Origin of the sequence: Mycobacterium sp. E183, from assembly GCF_001667735.1 — a bacterium.
In the GTDB taxonomy this organism is placed as follows: Bacteria; Actinomycetota; Actinomycetes; order Mycobacteriales; family Mycobacteriaceae; genus Mycobacterium.
This window is the reverse complement of sequence record NZ_LZJN01000026.1, coordinates 1-18,627: the sequence shown is the minus strand read 5'-3', so window position 1 is coordinate 18,627 and position 18,627 is coordinate 1. Positions and strand designations below refer to the sequence as shown.

Here is an 18,627-nt window from a genome sequence, read left to right as displayed (position 1 = left end):
CAGCGTGGTGTGTCCTGGCTCACAGGATCCAGAAGCAACTTTTCCCCCAACCGCGGCCCAACACAAGGCCACGGGCCGGCCACAATTGCGTCTGCCGTCAGGCGTGCCAGCCCGACCAGCGGTGCACCGCGATCGCGATCACCGGCCCGTTCAGCGAAACGGACTGATACTGAGGGTATTTGGCGCGCAGCAGCCGGTGTCCGGACTCCATCGCCGGCCCGCCGGCGTGGATGGTGGCCGTGCCGTCGGCCCGGACCCACCACAACTGCGTCCAATCGTCGGCGTAGTGGTCGACCAGCAGGCTCACGTGGGGGTTGTGTTCGATGTTGGCAAGCCGCCGCAGCCGCCGCGTCGTCTTGGGTTTCGCGTCGACGGCGGTGTACACGACGTCGGCCGGGTCGGCCACCGCGAATACCACCGGCACCAGGTGGGGGAGACCATCGGGCGTGATCGTGGCCAGCCGGGCGACCGGGGACCGCGCCAACCTGGCCTTCGGGTCGAATTCGCCCACCGTGTCAGCCTAGGCGCCGAACCCAACCTTGCCACTGCCATGAATAGCTACCTGCATTACGGTTATATACACACAGTTGTGCCGCCCAGAACCGCAAGGCCGACACAGTTTGTGTTTACCGCGAAGCAGGAAGGGTGACGGGATGAGCAAATCGCACCACCGCTCGGTCTGGTGGTCATGGCTGATCAGCGTGCTGGCTGTGGTCGGGTTGGGCCTCGGTCTGGGCACCGTGCCGGCCGCCGCATCACCGTTCACCGCCCCACAGGCCCCCCTCGACCCGGCCGCATTGGCCGGCCAGGTGGGGCCACAGGTGGTCAACATCAACACCAAGTTCGGCTACAACAACGCGGTGGGCGCCGGCACCGGCATCGTCATCGACCCCAACGGCGTCGTGCTGACCAACAATCACGTGATCTCCGGCGCGACGGACATCAGTGCCTTCGACGTCGGCAACGGGCAGACGTACGCCGTCGACGTGGTCGGCTACGACCGTAGCCAGGACGTCGCGGTGCTGCAGCTACGCGGGGCGGCCGGCCTGCCGACCGCCGCGATCGGCGGCGGGGTTTCGGTGGGCGAGCCCGTCGTCGCGATGGGCAACGCGGGTGGTCAGGGCGGAACGCCGAGCGCGGTGTCCGGCAAGGTCATCGCGCTCAACCAGTCGGTCTCGGCGACCGACACGTTGACCGGCGCGAACGAGTCACTGGGCGGCCTGATCCAGGCCGACACGCCGATTAGGCCCGGCGACTCGGGCGGGCCGATGGTGAACAACGCCGGACAGGTCGTCGGCATGAACACCGCCGCCACCGACAACTACAAGATGTCGGGCGGGCAGGGCTTTGCCATCCCGATCGGGCGGGCGATGGGGGTGGCCGGCCAGATCCGGTCCGGCGCCGGCTCCAACACCGTGCACATCGGCCCGACCGCCTTCCTCGGGCTCGGGGTGACCGACAACGGCAACGGCGCGCGCGTCGAACGGGTGGTCAACACCGGTCCCGCCGGCGCGGCCGGCATCGCCCCGGGTGACGTCATCACCGGGATCGACAGCGTCCCGATCAGCGGGGCCACCTCGATGACGGACGTGCTCGTCCCGCATCATCCCGGTGACACGATCGCGGTGCACTATCGCGCCGCGGCGGGCGGCGACCGCACCGTCAATGTGACGCTGGCCGAAGGGCCGCCGGCCTGACACCCGCGCGGACAGTACCCGACTGGCGCTCAATCCCATTGGCGCCATGGGTGTTTCGTCACATGTCAGCGAGCGTGATTCCGAATGTCGCGCCTCGGGTACCCGTGGCAGCGTGGATTTGATGAACGACGCACGAGAAGCTGTCGAGCACCATCCCGGAGGCGGAAGTCACGTCGAGGGGGGTGTCGTCGAGCATCCCGACTCCGACGACTTCGACAACGCCGCCGCGCTACCCACCGACCCGACGTGGTTCAAGCACGCCGTGTTCTACGAGGTGCTGGTCCGCGCGTTCTTCGACGCCAACGCGGACGGGTCCGGCGACCTACGCGGGCTCCTGGGACGCCTGGACTACCTGCAGTGGCTCGGCATCGACTGCATCTGGCTGCCCCCGTTCTACGACTCGCCGCTTCGCGACGGCGGGTACGACATCCGGGATTTCTACAAGGTGCTGCCCGAGTTCGGGACGGTCGAGGACTTCGTCGCACTGCTGAACGCCGCGCACGAGCGTGGCATCCGGGTGATCACCGACCTCGTGATGAACCACACATCGGATTCGCACCCCTGGTTTCAGGAGTCGCGGCATGATCCGGACGGCCCGTACGGCGACTTCTACGTGTGGAGCGACACCAGCGAGAAGTACACCGACGCCCGCATCATCTTCGTCGACACCGAGGAGTCCAACTGGACCTTCGACCCGGTGCGCAAACAGTTCTACTGGCACCGGTTCTTTTCGCACCAGCCGGACCTGAACTACGAAAACCCCGCCGTCCAGGAAGCCATGATCGACGTGCTGCGCTTCTGGCTCGGCCTGGGCATCGACGGGTTCCGGCTGGACGCCGTGCCGTACCTGTTCGAACGGGAGGGCACCAATTGCGAGAACCTGCCCGAGACGCACGCCTTCCTCAAGCGGGTCCGCAAGGTCATCGACGACGAGTTTCCGGGCCGGGTGCTGCTGGCCGAGGCCAACCAGTGGCCGGCCGACGTGGTCGAGTACTTCGGCGACACCAGCACCGGCGGCGACGAATGCCACATGGCGTTCCACTTCCCGCTGATGCCGCGCATCTTCATGGCCGTCCGCCGGGAATCGCGCATTCCGATCTCGGAGATCCTGGGGCAGACGCCGGAGATTCCCGAGATGGCGCAATGGGGCATCTTCCTGCGTAACCACGACGAGCTGACGCTCGAGATGGTCACCGACGAAGAACGCGACTACATGTACTCCGAGTACGCCAAGGACCCACGGATGAAGGCGAACGTCGGCATCCGGCGGCGCCTGGCACCCCTGCTGGACAACGACCGAAACCAGATCGAGCTGTTCACCGCCCTGCTGCTGTCGCTGCCCGGCTCACCGGTCCTGTACTACGGCGACGAGATCGGCATGGGCGACGTCATCTGGCTGGGTGACCGCGACGGGGTGCGCACCCCGATGCAGTGGACCCCGGACCGCAACGCCGGGTTCTCCAAGGCCAACCCCGGCCGGCTCTACCTGCCGGCCAGCCAGGACTCCGTCTACGGCTATCAGGCCGTCAACGTCGAGGCCCAGCGCGACACCTCGACGTCGCTGCTCAACTTCACCCGGATGATGCTCGCCGTCCGGCGCCGCCACGAGGCGTTCGCCATCGGCACATTCGAGGAGTTGGGGGGCTCCAACCCGTCGGTGCTGGCGTTCGTGCGCCAGGTGCCGGGCGGCGGCGACACGGTGTTGTGCGTCAACAACCTGTCGCGGTTCCCGCAGCCGATCGAACTGAACCTGCAGCACTGGAGCGGTTGCACGCCGGTGGAACTGACCGGGCACGTCGAATTCCCGCGGATCGGGCACCTGCCCTACCTGCTGACGCTGCCGGGACACGGCTTCTACTGGTTCCAGCTGACTGCATGTGAGGAGGACGCATGACTGATCCTGCCAAGCTGCCCTGGTCGGATTGGCTGCCCCAGCAACGGTGGTACGCCGGCCGTAACCGGGAGCTGACCTCCGCCGAGGCCGCCGTGGTCGTCCCGCTCCGCGACGACCTGGACCTGGTCTTGGTCGATGCGCAGTACGCCGACGGCTCATCCGAGCGCTACCAGGTCATGGTGCAATGGGACGCCGGTCCGGTCTCCGAGTACAGCACGGTGGCCACCATCGGCGCCGCAGGCGACCGCACGGGTTTCGACGCCCTCTATGACACCGACGCCCCCCGTTTTCTGCTGTCGCTGATCGACTCGTCGGCCGTTCTGACGGCGGCGGGCACCGAGGTCCGGTTCGTCAAGGAGCCCGACGTCGAGCTGCCGATGGAGGCGATGCCGCACGTCTCCGACGCCGAGCAGAGCAATACCAGCGTCATCTTCGACCGCGCGGCGATCTTCAAGGCGTTTCGGCGGGTCAACAGCGGCATCAACCCGGACATCGAGCTGAACCGGGTGCTGGCCCGCGCCGGCAACCCGCACGTGGCCCGGCTCCTGGGCACCTACGAGCTGGCCGGCCCGGACGAGGCGTGGCCGCTCGGCATGGTGACCGAGTTCGCGTCCAACGCCGCCGAAGGGTGGGCGATGGCCACCGCCAGCGTCCGCGACCTGTTCGCGGAGGGCGACCTGTACGCCCACGAGGTCGGGGGCGATTTCGCCGGCGAGTCCTGCCGGCTCGGCGAGGCCGTGGCGTCGGTGCATGCCACGCTGGCCGAGTCGCTGGGAACGGCGGAGTCGGCGTTCCCGGTGGACACCGTGCTGGCGCGGCTGGCTGCGACCGTCGCGAAGGTGCCCGAGCTGCGGGAGTACGCCTCGACCATCGCGGAGCGGTTCGCCAAGCTCGCCGACCAGCCGATCACCGTCCAGCGGGTGCACGGCGACCTGCACCTCGGTCAGGTGCTGCGCACCCCCGAGAGCTGGCTGCTGATCGACTTCGAGGGCGAACCGGGGCAGCCGCTCGACGAGCGCCGCGCGCCGGATTCACCGTTGCGCGACGTGGCCGGCGTGCTGCGGTCCTTCGAATACGCCGCGTACGGGCCGTTGGTCGACCAGGCGGCCGACAAACAACTGGCCGCCCGCGCCCGCGAATGGGTCGAACGCAACAGGACCGCGTTCTGCGAGGGCTACGCCGCCGCGTCGGGAAGCGACCCGCGGGATGCGGCTGACGTGCTGGCCGCCTACGAGCTCGACAAGGCCGTGTACGAGGCCGGCTACGAGGCGCGGCACCGGCCCGGCTGGTTGCCGATTCCGCTGCGTTCCATCGCCAGGCTCACCGCCTCATAGCAAACTCTGATCTGCGAGTAGCGCGGGCATCTGAAACCATGTCCGTGTGACAAAGGAGATCTTCGACAGCGAGGCGCGGCTGTCCTGGGTGCTGGCGGCGCTGGCGGGTGTGCTGGGGGCAACGGCTTTCACGCACTCCGCCGGTTACTTCGTGACCTTCATGACCGGCAACGCGCAGCGCGCCGCGCTCGGCTACTTCCGGGGCGATGTCTTGCTCTCCGTGAGCGCGGGCCTGCTGATCGTGTGCTTCGTCGGTGGCGTTGTCGTCGCGTCGGTGTGCCGGCGGCATTTCTGGGTGGCGCACCCGCACGGGCCCACCGTGCTGACGACCTTCAGCCTGTTCGCCGCCACCGCCTTGGACGTTGTCGACGAGGGGTGGGAGGAAAACTTCCTCGATTTCGCGCCGATCACGTTGGTGGCGTTCGGCATTGGCGCATTGAACACGTCATTCGTCAAAGACGGCGAGGTGTCGGTTCCGCTGAGCTACGTGACCGGAACGCTGGTCAAGATGGGGCAGGGCATCGAGCGCCACATCGCCGGTGGAACGCTGGCCGACTGGCTCGGCTACTTTCTGCTGTTCGCCAGCTTCGTCTTCGGTGCCACGGTCGGCGGCTTGATCAGCCTGGTGGTCAATGGCACGTGGATGCTGGTGGTCGCTTCGTCCGTGTGCGCGTTGACAACTGGATACACGTACTTTCACCAGGATCGCCGCGCCTTGCTCGACTGAACCCAAAAAGCATCGGCAGTAGCGCTGACCGGTGCGCTACTGCCGATGCTGGTTCGGAGGGTTTCAGGCGGCCGGCGGCGCCGGCTGTGCGGGCTGCGCCGGCTCCGCCGGTTGGGCCGTGGTGTTGCCGGCCAGCAGCACCTGCTGGATGTCGGGCTTCATCGCGACCAACTGCTGGTTCCAGTAGGGCCACGAGTGCGTGCCGTTGGCCGGGAAGTTGAACGTCCCGTTGCGTCCGCCGGCGGCCACGTAGCTGTTCTGGAATTGCTGGTTGGTGCGCAGCGTGAGGCCTTCCAGGAACTTGGCCGGCATGTTGTCGCCGCCCAGGTCGCTCGGCGTTCCGTTGCCGCAGTACACCCAGATTCGGGTGTTGTTGGCGACCAGTCGCGGGATCTGGACCATCGGGTCGTTACGCTTCCACGCCGGGTCGGTCGACGGGCCCCACATGCTGTTGGCGTTGTAGCCACCCGAGTCGTTCATCGCCAGCCCGATCAGCGTCGGCCACCAACCCTCGGAGGGGTTGAGGAAGCCCGAAAGTGAAGCGGCGTAGGGGAATTGCTGCGGGTAGTAGGCGGCCAGGATCAGGGCGGAACCGCCGGACATTGACAGCCCCACCGCGGCGTTGCCCGCCGGGGAGATCTGCTTGTTGGCCTGCAGCCACAGCGGCATCTCCTGGGTCAGGAACGTCTCCCACTTGTAGGTGTAGTTCTGACCGTTGCCCGACGACGGCTGGTACCAGTTGCTGTAGAAGCTGGACTGCCCGCCGACCGGCATCACCACCGACAGGCCGGACTGGTAGAACTCCTCGAAGGCCGGGGTGTTGATGTCCCAGCCGTTGTAGTCGTCCTGCGCGCGCAAGCCGTCGAGCAGGTAGACGGCGTGCGGTCCGCCGCCCTCGAACTGGACCTTGATGTTGCGGCCCATCGACGGCGATGGCACCTCCAGGTATTCCACCGGCAGGCCCGGCTTCGAGAACGCCCCCGCGGTAGCCGAGCCGCCGACGGCGGTGACGAGGCCGGACATCAGGGCAGCCCCCACAGCCGCGACCGCGAGCTGGCGCGGCATGGCTGCCGCGGCGCCACGCAACTTCCGCAACTCAGAAAAGAACTTCATAGCTCTCTACCCATCCCAACTTTCGTCTGCCGCGTGCCGCGGTCGAATCCCTTCGCTGGGCAGTGAAACACGGGGAGAGGGGTCGAATCGCCTGTCAGGGCCGAAGCTTCAGATCGCGGTTGGCTAACGATTGGGAGTCGGCCGGGAAACGTTGGATTCGGGTCACAATCGGTCATCGATAGCGCGCGCCGCACATCCCGGCGGTGTGCGCTATGCCACGAGGCGGCGCAATAGCGTTGAGGCCGCGCCGATTCCGAGCACCGCGGCAACCAGCAAGACAATGACGTCCACCGGGTTGAACGGCGTACCGATGAGCAGGCCGCGCAGGGCGTCGACCTCGTAGCTGAGGGGGTTGACTCGGCTCAGCACGTGCAGCCACGTCGGCATGACGTTGACCGGGTACAAAGCGTTGGAGGCGAAGAACAATGGCATCGTGATGGCCTGGCCGATTCCCATCAGGCGATCACGGTTGCGCACCAGGCCGGCCAGCGTCATCGACAGGCACGCGAAGAACGCGGCACCCAGCATGACGACGGCCATCGCCGCCGCGATTCGCAGCGGGTTGACCGTCAGCCCGACATTCATCAGATATGCCAACGCCATCACGCCGACCACCTGGGCGACCGAGCGCACGCCGGCCGCGAACGCCTTGCCGGTGATCAAGGCCGACGCCGGCGCGGGCGTCACCATCAGCTTGGCCAGGACCCCGGCGTCCCGGTCCCAAATGATCTGTATCCCATAGAAAATGGAGATGAACAGCGCGGACTGGGCGATGATGCCCGGCGCCAGGAACGCCAGGTACGACACCGATCCGGTTTGGATGACGTGCAGGTGGCTGAAGGTGGTTCCGAAGATCAGCAGCCACAGCGCCGGTTGCACCATCCGGGTGACGAGTTCGGTCCTGTCGTGCTGCAACTTCTGCATCTCGACGATCGCGAACGCGCCGATACGGCTGAACACGGCGCCCACGCGCTGCCACCCGCGCGGGGCGCGGACCAGGGTCCCTGGCCTGGCGCTATCAACCGACACGGCGCGCAACCTTTCTGGCGGAACGGATTTCGCGGAATGAGCCTTCCGACTCGGAGGTGTCGCCGTCCACCAAGTCGGATGCCGCGTAGTGGCGGAACACGTCCTCCAGGGTTGCGTGTGGCGACACCGTCGACTTCAACTTGGCCGGCGTGCCCACCGCCTGCAGCTCACCGCGGTGCATCAGGGCGACGCGATCGCACAGCGCGTCGGCCTCCTCCATGTAGTGGGTGGTCAGCAGCACGGTCATCCCGAACTGCGCCTGCATCTTCTGCACCTGCGCCCAGACGCCGTCGCGCGCGATCGGATCGAGCCCGACGGTCGGCTCGTCGAGAACCAGCAGCGACGGGCGGTTGACGAGCGCCTGCGCCACCTCGAGACGGCGGACCATGCCGCCGGAATAGGCCGCGGCAAGCCGGTCGGCCACGTCGAGTAGATCCATCGCCGCCAGCGCCTGCTCCGCGCGGTCGGAACGCTCGGACCGGGGCACACCGTAGAGGCGCGCGAACCACTCGACATTCTGCCGGCCGGTCAATGCGGGCTCGATCGAGAGTTGTTGCGGCACATAGCCGATATTGCTGCGAATGTCGGTGGTTTGGTGGCGGGCGTCGAGCCCGAAGATGCGTAATTCGCCCTGCTGCACCGGGGCCAGCGTGGTGAGCATCCGGACCATGGATGTCTTCCCGGCGCCGTTGGGGCCGAGCAGGCCCATGGTCTCGCCCGGCCGCACCTGCAACGTGACGTCGTTGACCGCGGTGAACTGGCCATACCGGTAGGTCAGGTGCCTGGCGTCGACCGCCATCGGCAGTGAACCGCTCATCGTCGCTCCTGCAGTGTCTGGGTCATCATCTCGATGACCTCCAATCCCCTTGTCAAAGATTCGATCTGGTCGTCGTCGAGTTCGGCGAGCACCTCGGCTAGCGCCCCTCGCCGCGCGGCGCGAGACGCGTCGACGATCTCCTGGGCCGGTTCGGCCAGGTGTAACCGGCCGACCCTGCGGTCCGGGTCGCCGACGGTCCGGACGAGCAGTCCGCCGGAGACCAACTTCGAAACCAGGGTCGACGCGGTGTTGGGGGCCAGCCCGAGCTCGGCGGCGGCCGCGTTGACCGAGATGCCGGGTTGCCGGGCCACCAGCCACAACAGCTCGGACTGCGACTCGGTCAGCGTCGACGCGTCGAAGCCACGCCCGGCCGTGCGCCGCAACTGCCGGCGGAACCTGCCGACAACGCGAAACACGTCGGTGACCACATCCGTCGTTGACTGCACCTTTTCCATAATACCTCTGTAGGCGAGCTATTTATGTGGGGAAGCTGTGCAGAACGTATGTACCCGTTACTTAGGGAGGCGATGCAGGACCACGTCGATCAGGGCCCCGTCATCGACGCGGGCCGTCATGTAGGTGCAGAAGGGCTGCCTGCGCCGATCGGTCGGCGAACCGGGATTGAGCAGGCGCAACCCGGTGTCGGTGCGCGTGTCCCACGGGATGTGGCTGTGCCCGAACACCAGGACCTCGGTGTCGGGATACAGCCGCGACATCCGCGCTTCCCGCCCGGCCGCCGCGCCGGTCTCGTGCACCACGGTGAACCGCACACCCGCCAGGGTCGCGTCCGCCCGCTCGGGCAGCCGACACCGCAGCTCGGGACCGTCGTTGTTGCCCCAGCACGCCACCAGCCGCGCCGACCCGCGTTCGAGTTCGTCGAGCAGGTCGGGCGTCACCCAGTCACCGGCGTGCACGACGACGTCGGCCGCGTCCACCTCGGCCCAAATCCGCGCGGGCAGGTCGCGGGCGCGTTTCGGGACATGGGTGTCGGAAATCAGCAGCAGCCGCACAGCCCCATCTTGCGCCAGCGGCTTTCACCCGGCCGTCGACGCCATGGCCTTTTCAGGCTTGGTCGCGGGCGCGTCGCCGGGCTCGCCCAACAAGAGCGAACGAACGAGGCTCCGCGGACCGAACGGTCGCAGCATCTCACTGGCGGGGCGGGGCCGCACGCGGATCGGCCACCAGAACCACCGCCCCAGCAGCGCGGCGATCGACGGCGTCATCAGCGAGCGCACGATCAGGGTGTCGAACAGCAGGCCGAGCCCAATCGTGCTGCCGGCCTGGCCGATCGAGCGCAGGTCGCTGGCGACCATCGACATCATGGTGAAGGCGAAGACCAGTCCCGCGGTGGTGACGACGCCCCCGGTCTCGCCCATCGATCGGATGATGCCGGTCTTCAGCCCGGCGCCGATCTCCTCCTGGAAGCGTGACACCAGCAACAGGTTGTAGTCGGAGCCCACGGCGAGCAGGATGATCAGCCCGAATACCGGTGCGATCCAGTTCAACTCGAGACCCAAGAGGTGTTGCCACACGAGAACCGAGAGCCCGAAGGCGGCGCCGAGCGACAGCAGGACCGTGCCGACGATTACCAGGGAGGCCACCAGCGCGCGCGTGATGATCACCATGACGACGAAGATCAGGGTGAGCGCCGCCAGCCCCACGATCAGCAGGTCGTAATGCGAGCCCGACTGGATGTCGCGATAGATGGCCGCCGTGCCCGCCAGGTAGAACTTGGCGCCGGTCAGCGTCGTTCCCTTGACCGCCTGGTGCGCGGCGGCCAGTTCCGGCACGACGGCGGAAATGCCTGCCGGCGTTGCCGGGTCTGCGTCGTGGGTGATGATGAACCGCGCGGCCTTTCCGTCTGGGGAAAGGAAGAGCTTGAGCCCGCGCTGAAAGTCGGGATTCTGGAAGGCTTCCGGGGGCAGATAGAAGTAGTCACCGCTGCGGGAGGCGTCGAACGCCTGCCCCATCGCGCTGGCCGTGTCGGTCATCTGCGCCATCTGGGTGACCAGGTTGGAGAAGCTGCTGTGCATCGTGAGCAGCGTTCCCTGCATCGATTTGGCGACGGCGATCATTGGCGGGAACTGCGCAAGCATCTGCGGAATGATCGCGTCGACGTTGTTGACGTCCTTGATCAGCGTGCTCATGTTCTCGCTGAACTTGTCGACACCGTCGATCGCCTCGAACACCGACCTCGTCGCCCAGCAGACGGGGATGTTATAGCAGTGCTGTTCCCAATAGAGGTAGCTGCGGAGCGGCCGGGCGAAGTCGTCGAAATCCGCCAGATGGTCTCGCATCTCGTCCAGCGTGGCCTGCATCTCGTGCATATCGCCGACCATGCGGTGGGTGGCGTCGCTCATCTGCCCGAGCAGGCCCTGCATGCGCTGCATCGAGACGATCATGGCGCCGAGGTCGTCGCTCATCTTGAGCATGTCGTTCGTGCGGTCCCGCATGAACTGAAGGTTCTGCTGGATCGGGATAGATTGCGCGCTGATCTGGAACGGGATGGAGGTGTGCTCGATCGGGCCGCCCAACGGGCGGGTGATGCTCTGCACCATCGCGATCCCCGGCGAACGGAAGATGTCCTTGGCGATCCTGTCCAGGATGATCATGTCGCCGCTGTTCCGCATGTCGTGGTCGCTCTCGATCATGAGGATGTCGGGATTCATGGTGGCGGCGCTGAAGTGGCGCTCCGCGGCCGCGTACCCGACGTTCGCGGGCACGTTGGCGGGTGTGTAGAACCGATCGTTGTAGCTGACCTTCATGCTCGGCATGATCAGGATGCCGACGATCGCGATGACCAGGGAGGCTGCGAAGACGGGGCCGGGCCACCGCACCGTGGCGGTGCCGATCCGCCGCCATCCGCGCGTCTTGATCATCCTTCTCGGGTCGAGCAGGCCGAACCGGGTGGCCACCGCGACCACCGCGGGCGCCGCGGTCATCGCTCCCGCGACGACGACCAGCAGGCCCAACGCGGACGGAATGCCGAGTGCCTTGAAGTACGACAGGCGCGCCAGGTGAAGGCAGAACGTCGCCCCGGCGATGGTCAACCCCGAGCCCAAAATGATGTGCGAGGTCCCGCGGAACATCGTGTAGTACGCGGTTTCTCGGTCCTGGCCGGCCTGGCGAGCCTCCTGGTAGCGCCCGATGAGGAAGATCGCGTAGTCCGTCCCCGCCGCGATGGCCAACGAGGAGAGCATCGCAACGACGAACGTCGAGAACCCCAACAGTTCGTAATTCCCCAGGAGCGCGACAAGCCCTCGGGCAGTACCCATCTCGAAGCCGACCATGACGAGGACCAGTAGCACCGTGCTGACCGATCGATAGGCGATGAACAGCATGATCATGATGACCACGCCCGTGACGCCCATCATTTTGAACATGCTCTTGTCGGCGGCTTCGTTCATGTCGGTGGTCAGCGCGGCGGGGCCGGTGACGTAGACCTTGAGGCCCTTGGGGGGCTCCGACTTGTCGACGATCTTCCGCACCGTGTCGACGGACTGGTTCCCCAGCGTGCTGCCCTGGTTGCCCGCCAGATTGAGCTGGACGTAGGCGGCCTTGCCGTCGCGGCTCTGGACGCCGGCGGCGGTGAGCGGATCACCCCAGACGTTCTGGACATGCTGGACGTGCTTCGGATCGGCCTGCAGCTTCTGGACCAGGCCGTCGTAGTAGCGCCGCGCCTCGTCACCGAGTTGCTTGTCGCTCTCGAGAACGATCATCGCGATGCTGTCGGAATCCGATTCATGGAAGGTGGCCCCGATGCGCTTGGCGGCGATCATCGCCGGGGCGTCCTGCGGCGACATCGTCACCGCGTGATTTCGGGCAACCGATTCGATCGGCGGCACAAGCACATTCAGGGCGACGGTGAGCAGTAGCCAGCCGATGATGATGGGCCACGCGAAGGTGCGGACGAACCGCATGAACCTCGGCCGGGCGTCGTTGCCGGCGTTCATCCGGCTTTCACCAGACAGGAAGTTTGCGCGTGCCGCCCGGCCGAGGATCGCTCGTCCTCGACTTTGCCGTTGACGCTGATGCGGCAGCCGATGTCATCGCTGTCGCCTTGTGCCACCACGCTGGCGATGACTGCCGGCACCGTCGTGGTGATCGTGAAGGTCCATGGCAGCGTGCTGAAGTCGGCCTGTTCGGGCTGTGCGTTCTTGTTCAGGTAGCTCACGCTCCCGGTCGTGTCGCTGGGTCCGTAAACCTCGTAGGTGACCCGCTTGATGTGCGAGGCAACGAGCGGTTCGGCGCTGCTGCCCGTCGCGGTGAAGATCGCGTCCGAGCCGAAAACGCCGCGGAGTCGGTCGACGGCCACGCCGCCGAGGGCGACCGCAACCACGACGACGAGCGGCACCCAGGCCCGTCTGAGAAACGTGGACACTGCCGTTCCCTTTCGCTCGGTCTCTTCGGTACGGATTACGCCCGCCTCGCCGGACCTGATAGGGCCATTCGGCCCGCATTTGAGAATCGGCAGGCACTCGTGGCACGCCATCGCGTGACCGGACACCGCGAGCCGCGACTAATCCGCTGTCTGTTATACCATACCCCCCGGGGTATCAGCCAGGGCCGTGCATATACCCCGCGGGGTATGGTATGAAGGAGTCATGGCAAACGAAGTCAGGGGCAGCGCGTCGCCCAGGCCCGATGTCGTCGGGCATGACCCGGGCGACATGGACGCCGTCCTCGCCCGGTTGCGCCGCGCCCAAGGTCAGCTCGGCGGCGTCATCGCGATGATCGAGCAGGGGCGCAGTTGCAGAGACGTCGTCACGCAATTGGCCGCGGTGTCGCGGGCGCTGGATCGCGCCGGTTTCAAAATCATCGCGTCCGGCCTGCGCGACTGCATCACCCGGCCGGAGGGCAGTCCCACTGACGGGCCGGCCGTGTCGATCGACGAGCTGGAGAAACTGTTCCTCAGCCTGGCCTGACGGCCGGCGTCTACGAAAGGCGAAGAGCGATGAACCCCGCCGATGATGGTCGAGCCGGACCCGAAGTCACGTTGTGGTTGGACCCGGTGTGCCCGTTCTCCTGGAATACCGCGCGTTGGCTGCGCGCCGTCGCCGAGAAGACCGGCGTGGCTGTCGATTGGCAGCTGATGAGCCTGGCGGTGCTCAACGAGGGACGGGAACTTCCACCCCCTCAGCAGGCCCGCATGCGTGACTCGCGGCAAGTCGGCCGGCTGATGGCCGCCATCGCGCGGGAGCGGGGCGTAGCCGGTTGGACCGCCGCATATTTCGCGTTCGGTGAGCGCTACTTCGATCGCTCCGAACCCCTCGACGAAGGCCTCGTCGGCCGCCTGCTGTCCGCGGCGGGGGCGCGCGACACCACCGCCGCCGTCATCGCCGACGAGTCGTTGGACGAACAGGTGCGGCGCGGGCACCAGGCGGCGCAGGACGCGCTCGGCGAAACCGGGGGCAGCCCGATTCTGCGTATCGACGGGCATGCCTTCTTCGGCCCGGTTCTGACCGCTTTACCCGAGGCGCAGGAGACGGTCGCAGTGTTCGACGCGGTCGCCACCTTGGCCGCGGTTCCCCAATTCGCCCAGTTGCAACGTCCGCGCTCCGCGGCCTAGTGCTTCCGCAAGTTCGACACGGGAAAGAGGAGAAGAAATGACAGCCGGATTGAGCACCACTTTGCACACCTCGTTCGACGACGCGGTGAAACGAACGACCGAAGCCCTGGCCGAGCAGGGTTTCGGCGTGTTGACCACCATCGACGTCAAAGCCACGCTGAAGCAGAAGCTCGGCGAGGACATGGAGGACTACCTCATCCTGGGGGCGTGCAACCCGACCCTGGCGCATCGCGCCCTGGGCATTCACCGTCAGATCGGCCAATTGTTGCCGTGCAACGTGGTGGTGCGGACCGACCCCGCCAAACGCGATGCGGTTCTCGTCGAGGCGATGGACCCGCAACTCATGGTCAAAGTGACGGGCGAGCCAGGGGCGTTGCAGGAGGTGGCCGACCAGGCGACCGCCAAGCTGCAGGCCGCGATCGGTGCGCTCGGCTAGCGAGCACCCGCCGCTCGAATTAGCTTGTGGCGCGGCGCATCAGCCTTGCTGGCTCCGCGCTTCAGCACCCGTTTCCCCGGCGTCGAAGGAGTCATCGGAACCGGCCGCTCCGACATACGAGCCGTCGGCTTCTCCGGCCGCGTCGCGCGACCGAGACTCGTGGGTTTCTGGTTCCACGTCCGACTCGGCTTTGTGGCCCTTGTTCTCAGCCATTCGTTTCCTTCCGGTGGGGCGGCTAACCCCTGACGGGTTCCCGCCTCATGCGCCGCCAAACGTAGAAGAGGCCCAGCTGCGACGTTCACCATCTCCGCCGCACATCGCGCCAGTGCAGGAATGGAGTCGGACGGTTCGCCGCAACGAATCCAAATCGCCTGTGCCCGTGCAGTTGCGGTACCCGGCATCCGACCGATCGGGAACGGGTCACGCCTCGCTCAATGCGTCGCCGAACCCGCGCACCACGCGGCTGTGTTGACTTTCGGCCAGCGCCTGTCCGGCTCCCAGCAACAGCACCATAGGCCAATCGAGGATTTGGATCGCCGCCAGTGCGGCCAGCCCACCGTAGAACGCGAGGCGGTCGGGGCGGGGGATCCGCACCCGCCCGAGTAGCGGAACATCAAGGCGCATGCTCTCGGCATCGCGGATACGCTCCGACGGTCGCCGGGGCGCCGGACCGTATTTGTCGAGCCCATGCGCTACCGATCCAGGCTTGGGGCCGGTGCGTTCTGGCATGCCGTCCTCCCTTCGTGCGGTTCTGCGTACTCGCGCAGGGCTTCCCCCGTCGGCCGCACCGAAACGTGTGCCGGCCCGTGATGTCGGGTGGCGGCGGCGCTATTGTTACCACCCGAAGTCAAGGAGGACTCAATGCGCACCTTCGAATCAGTGGCCGATCTCTCGGCCGCGACCGGTGAAACGATCGGGCACAGCGATTGGGTGACCATCACCCAGGAGGACGTCAACCTGTTCGCCGACGCGACCGGCGATCACCAGTGGATCCACGTGGATCCGGAGCGCGCGGCCGCCGGGCCCTTCGGGGGGACGATCGCCCACGGTTTCATGACGCTGGCGCTGTTACCCCGCCTCCAGCACCAGATCTACACCGTCAACGGCATCAAGCTCGCAATCAACTACGGCCTCAACAAGGTTCGCTTTCCCGCCCCCGTGCCGGTCGGTTCCCGGGTGCGCGCGCAAACATCGCTGGTCAGCGTCGACGACGTCGGAAACGGCGCCGTGCAGGCGACCATGTCGACGACCGTCGAGATCGAGGGCGCACCCAAGCCGGCGTGCGTTGCCGAAAGCATCGTCCGCTACATCACCTGACGGCCCCCGTGACGCCATGCCGCGAGGCATAAACCACGGCGACGTTTGACGGCGTGTCGCCGCCAAGGTTTATGTGTCGTGGGGAGCCGGGTCAGAACTCGGCGATCGAATGCTCGAGCCGCTCGGCCAGCCGGGCCTGGGCCTCGGCGCGGCGGGTGGGGATGTGGGCCGATGGGAATGGCGTTGGCACGGGCTGATATTCGCGCAAAGTCCGGCGCGCCACCGTCATCTTGTGTAGTTCGGTGGCGCCGTCGGCGATGCCCAGCGACTCGGCGGCGACCAACATCTTGACGAACGGCATCTCGTCGGACACCCCGAGCGCACCGTGCAGGTGCATGGCCCGCTGTACGACGTCATGCAGCACCTGGGGCATGGCGACTTTCACCGCGGCGATGTCCCTGCGCACCTTCTGATAGTCGTGATGCTTGTCGATCAGCCACGCGGTGCGCAGCACGAGCAGCCGGAACTGTTCGATCTGGATCCAGCTGTCGGCGATCTTCTCCTGGGTCATCTGAAAGTCGGACAGCCGCCCGTGCCGCGTCTTGCGCGATACCGCCCGCTCGCACATCATGTCAAACGCACTGCGCGCCAACGCGATTGTGCGCATCGCGTGGTGGATGCGCCCGCCGCCGAGCCGCGTTTGCGCGATCATGAACGCCTGGCCCTCGCCGCCCAGCACGTGATCGGCCGGGACGCGGACATCGGTGTAGCGGACGTAGCCGTGGCTGGCGCGCGCCGAGGACTCGGCGCCGACTCCGACGTTGCGCACGATCTCGATGCCCGGTGTCTCAGCCGGAACGATGAACAGCGACATCTTGTCGTAGGTGCGCGCTTCGGCGTTGGTGACGGCCATGACGATGAAGAACGACGCGTGCTTGGCGTTGGTGGAGAACCACTTCTCGCCGTTGAGCACCCAATAGTCGCCGTCGCGGGTCGCGGCGGTGACGAACTGTCCCGGATCCGAACCACCCTGCGGCTCGGTCATCGAATAGCACGAGGTGATCTCGCCGTCGAGCAGCGGTTGCAGGTAGCGGGCCTTCTGTTCCTCGGTGCCGAACATGGCCAGGATCTCCGCGTTGCCGGAGTCCGGTGCCTGACAACCGAACACCGACGGCGCCCAGCGGGAGCGGCCCAGGATCTCGTTGAGCAGGGCGAGCTTCACCTGGCCGAAGCCCTGACCGCCCAGCTCCGGCCGCAGGTGTGCGGCCCAGAGCCCCTGGTCCTTCACCTGCTGCTGCAGCGGCCGCAGGATGGCCATCATCTCGGCGTTGTTCTTGTCATAGGGGTCGAGGGCGACCAGGTCGAGCGGTTCGAGCTCGTCGGCCATGAACTTCTCGACCCAGTCGAGCTTGGCCTGATAATCCGGGTCCGTTTCGAAATCCCACACGGTGACCACCCGTTCCCCGGCGCGGCGTCGCGCCGGACTCGTCGATGAAGCCACCTCATCGTAAATGGCGGCTTTGGAAGATCAGTCCTCGCGGCGGGTGTCGATGACGCGCTGAGCGATGTCGACGAGCTTGACCTGACTCTCCTGGGACAGGCGGCGCAGCAGGTCGAACGCGCGAAGTTCGTCGACGCCGTAGCGCTCCATGATGATGCCCTTGGCCTGGCCGATCCGGTCCCGCGTCGACAGGGCCGATTGCATCTGCTGTCCGTGCCGCCCGGCGATGATCGCAGAGGCGGCGTGCGCGGCGAATACGGTGCCGATGGTTTCGGCTTCGGTGTCCCACGCGTTGGCCTCGAAGCTGAACAGGTTCAGTGCGCCGGCGGTACGTTCCGCGGTGTACAGCTTGAAAGACAGGCTGCTCAGCACACCGCGTTCCACGGCGGCCGGTGCGTATCGGGGCCAGCGCGGCTCCTCGCGCAGGTCGTCGGTCCGCACGATCGTTTGCTTCAAAGCGGCGTCGTGGCAGGGGCCCTCGTGGAAGTCCTGTTGTAGCTTGTCGAGCTCCGCGGCCAGGCTGTCGGTGTCGGCCACCGATTCGAAGTCTCCGCCGGCTTTGATCAGCAGCACCCCGGCGACGTCCGCCGCGGGAATGAGCTCCACCGCGGCGGCGGTCACGTCGGTGAGCACCTGCTCGAGCGAGCGCGGCGCGGCGATGTCGCGGGAGAGCTCAGCCATCCGCCTCGCCAGCTCATGCCGGGAACTCGGGTCCGATAGGTCCATAAGCGGGATTGTCCATGATGGACCCCCGTTCGTCACACGGGCACCCGTTCGCAGCGCCCGCAGGCGGTTCAGGAGTTGCTGTCACGGTCGTTTGGTCGCGGAGGCCGCGGGTACCCGGCGACACCATGACCTTCTCGGCAAGCCAAGGGAGAACCAGTGTTCGTTCATAACAAAGATCTTCAATTCGAGGTCCGCGTCGACCGGCCCGACCCCCGGTTCGCGACGTTGCTGATGGACCAATTCGGTGGCGCCAATGGGGAACTCACCGCCGCATTGCAGTACTTCACCCAGGCCTTCGTGCTTCGGCAGAAGAACCCGAAGATGTACGACCTGTTCATGGACATCGCCACCGAGGAGCTCAGTCACCTCGAGATGGTCGGCTCGATGATCACGATGCTGCTCGACGGCCTCAACGACAACCTGAAGATCGCCCACGAGAAATGTGACTGGATGCCGGCGGTGGCCAGCGGCGACGGACGCGACAGCATCATCCACTCGGTATCGGTCAACCCCCTGTTCCTGGTTCT

21 protein-coding genes are annotated in these 18,627 nt (G+C 66.5%); 9 read left to right on the top strand and 12 right to left on the bottom strand.

The features are described 5' to 3' along the window. Window positions 1-97 precede the first annotated feature (97 nt). On the bottom strand, window positions 98-511 hold the full coding sequence (locus tag A5691_RS02240; protein ID WP_067780896.1) for a TIGR03668 family PPOX class F420-dependent oxidoreductase: 414 nt from the start codon (window positions 509-511) through the stop codon (window positions 98-100). Between the two features lie 142 nt (window positions 512-653). Between A5691_RS02240 and A5691_RS02235 the strand changes: the two genes are divergently transcribed. The 4 genes from A5691_RS02235 (at window position 654) to A5691_RS02220 (ending at window position 5,652) form a co-directional block, all read left to right on the top strand. Then, window positions 654-1,697 (top strand): S1C family serine protease, encoded by a 1,044-nt coding sequence (locus A5691_RS02235; protein ID WP_067749804.1) that lies wholly within the window; start codon window positions 654-656, stop codon window positions 1,695-1,697. 121 nt (window positions 1,698-1,818) lie between these two features. Next, window positions 1,819-3,591, top strand: coding sequence for a maltose alpha-D-glucosyltransferase (treS, locus tag A5691_RS02230; RefSeq protein ID WP_067749840.1), 1,773 nt, complete (start codon window positions 1,819-1,821; stop codon window positions 3,589-3,591). Then, a complete protein-coding gene (locus A5691_RS02225; protein ID WP_068017615.1) occupies window positions 3,588-4,925 on the top strand; it encodes a phosphotransferase in 1,338 nt (445 codons plus the stop codon). Before treS ends, A5691_RS02225 begins: the two co-directional genes overlap by 4 nt. Window positions 4,926-4,971: 46 nt before the next feature. Then, window positions 4,972-5,652, top strand: coding sequence for a YoaK family protein (locus A5691_RS02220; protein ID WP_068017612.1), 681 nt, complete (start codon window positions 4,972-4,974; stop codon window positions 5,650-5,652). Between the two features lie 63 nt (window positions 5,653-5,715). On the opposite strand, the gene ag85C is transcribed toward A5691_RS02220, so the two are convergent. From ag85C to A5691_RS02185, 7 genes are all read right to left on the bottom strand, one after another. After that, window positions 5,716-6,765 carry a diacylglycerol acyltransferase/mycolyltransferase Ag85C gene (gene ag85C, locus A5691_RS02215; RefSeq protein WP_067749810.1) on the bottom strand — a complete coding sequence of 350 codons (1,050 nt, stop codon included), beginning with the start codon at window positions 6,763-6,765 and terminating at the stop codon, window positions 5,716-5,718. Between the two features lie 210 nt (window positions 6,766-6,975). Beyond that, a complete protein-coding gene (locus A5691_RS02210; RefSeq protein WP_067780905.1) occupies window positions 6,976-7,794 on the bottom strand; it encodes an ABC transporter permease in 819 nt (272 codons plus the stop codon). Further along, window positions 7,784-8,611, bottom strand: coding sequence for an ATP-binding cassette domain-containing protein (locus A5691_RS02205; RefSeq protein ID WP_067749812.1), 828 nt, complete (start codon window positions 8,609-8,611; stop codon window positions 7,784-7,786). Before A5691_RS02205 ends, A5691_RS02210 begins: the two co-directional genes overlap by 11 nt. Continuing rightward, on the bottom strand, window positions 8,608-9,066 hold the full coding sequence (locus A5691_RS02200; protein ID WP_067780912.1) for a MarR family winged helix-turn-helix transcriptional regulator: 459 nt from the start codon (window positions 9,064-9,066) through the stop codon (window positions 8,608-8,610). The genes A5691_RS02205 and A5691_RS02200 overlap by 4 nt, the downstream gene beginning before the upstream one ends. Window positions 9,067-9,123: 57 nt before the next feature. Continuing rightward, a complete protein-coding gene (locus A5691_RS02195; RefSeq protein WP_068017610.1) occupies window positions 9,124-9,621 on the bottom strand; it encodes a metallophosphoesterase in 498 nt (165 codons plus the stop codon). 24 nt (window positions 9,622-9,645) lie between these two features. Further along, entirely contained in the window at window positions 9,646-12,564 is a 2,919-nt protein-coding gene (locus A5691_RS02190; protein ID WP_068017608.1) for an RND family transporter, read from the bottom strand. Further along, the gene (locus tag A5691_RS02185) at window positions 12,561-12,992 is read right to left on the bottom strand and encodes an MmpS family transport accessory protein (protein ID WP_067749820.1); all 432 of its coding nucleotides are present in this window, start codon (window positions 12,990-12,992) and stop codon (window positions 12,561-12,563) included. Before A5691_RS02185 ends, A5691_RS02190 begins: the two co-directional genes overlap by 4 nt. A 223-nt stretch (window positions 12,993-13,215) precedes the next feature. Between A5691_RS02185 and A5691_RS02180 the strand changes: the two genes are divergently transcribed. From A5691_RS02180 to A5691_RS02170, 3 genes are read left to right on the top strand one after another with little or no spacing between them, the layout of a single operon-like run. Next, window positions 13,216-13,536 (top strand): metal-sensitive transcriptional regulator, encoded by a 321-nt coding sequence (locus A5691_RS02180; RefSeq protein WP_068017605.1) that lies wholly within the window; start codon window positions 13,216-13,218, stop codon window positions 13,534-13,536. Between the two features lie 29 nt (window positions 13,537-13,565). After that, the gene (locus A5691_RS02175; protein WP_068017603.1) at window positions 13,566-14,180 is read left to right on the top strand and encodes a DsbA family protein; all 615 of its coding nucleotides are present in this window, start codon (window positions 13,566-13,568) and stop codon (window positions 14,178-14,180) included. A gap of 37 nt (window positions 14,181-14,217) precedes the next feature. Further along, a complete protein-coding gene (locus A5691_RS02170) occupies window positions 14,218-14,616 on the top strand; it encodes a DUF302 domain-containing protein (protein WP_068017600.1) in 399 nt (132 codons plus the stop codon). A 39-nt stretch (window positions 14,617-14,655) separates the two neighbouring features. Here the strand turns inward: A5691_RS02170 and A5691_RS28245 are convergent, their stop codons facing one another. Together A5691_RS28245 and A5691_RS02165 are read right to left on the bottom strand one after the other, a co-directional pair. Then, window positions 14,656-14,829 (bottom strand): hypothetical protein, encoded by a 174-nt coding sequence (locus A5691_RS28245; protein WP_197504925.1) that lies wholly within the window; start codon window positions 14,827-14,829, stop codon window positions 14,656-14,658. Window positions 14,830-15,036: 207 nt separating this feature from the next. Then, entirely contained in the window at window positions 15,037-15,345 is a 309-nt protein-coding gene (locus tag A5691_RS02165; protein ID WP_082950096.1) for a hypothetical protein, read from the bottom strand. Between the two features lie 132 nt (window positions 15,346-15,477). Here A5691_RS02165 and A5691_RS02160 point away from each other — a divergent pair, with 132 nt between their 5' ends. Beyond that, entirely contained in the window at window positions 15,478-15,933 is a 456-nt protein-coding gene (locus A5691_RS02160) for a MaoC family dehydratase (RefSeq protein ID WP_067749828.1), read from the top strand. Window positions 15,934-16,024: 91 nt separating this feature from the next. Here the strand turns inward: A5691_RS02160 and A5691_RS02155 are convergent, their stop codons facing one another. Together A5691_RS02155 and A5691_RS02150 are read right to left on the bottom strand one after the other, a co-directional pair. Then, window positions 16,025-17,320: an acyl-CoA dehydrogenase family protein gene (locus A5691_RS02155; RefSeq protein WP_067749843.1), complete on the bottom strand. Its 1,296-nt coding sequence runs from the start codon at window positions 17,318-17,320 to the stop codon at window positions 16,025-16,027. Window positions 17,321-17,401: 81 nt separating this feature from the next. After that, window positions 17,402-18,100: a GAF and ANTAR domain-containing protein gene (locus A5691_RS02150; RefSeq protein WP_068017598.1), complete on the bottom strand. Its 699-nt coding sequence runs from the start codon at window positions 18,098-18,100 to the stop codon at window positions 17,402-17,404. A gap of 156 nt (window positions 18,101-18,256) precedes the next feature. On the opposite strand from A5691_RS02150, the gene A5691_RS02145 reads away from it, so the two are divergent. Next, window positions 18,257-18,627: manganese catalase family protein (locus tag A5691_RS02145; protein WP_197696177.1), on the top strand; the 371-nt coding region annotated here is incomplete at its 3' end.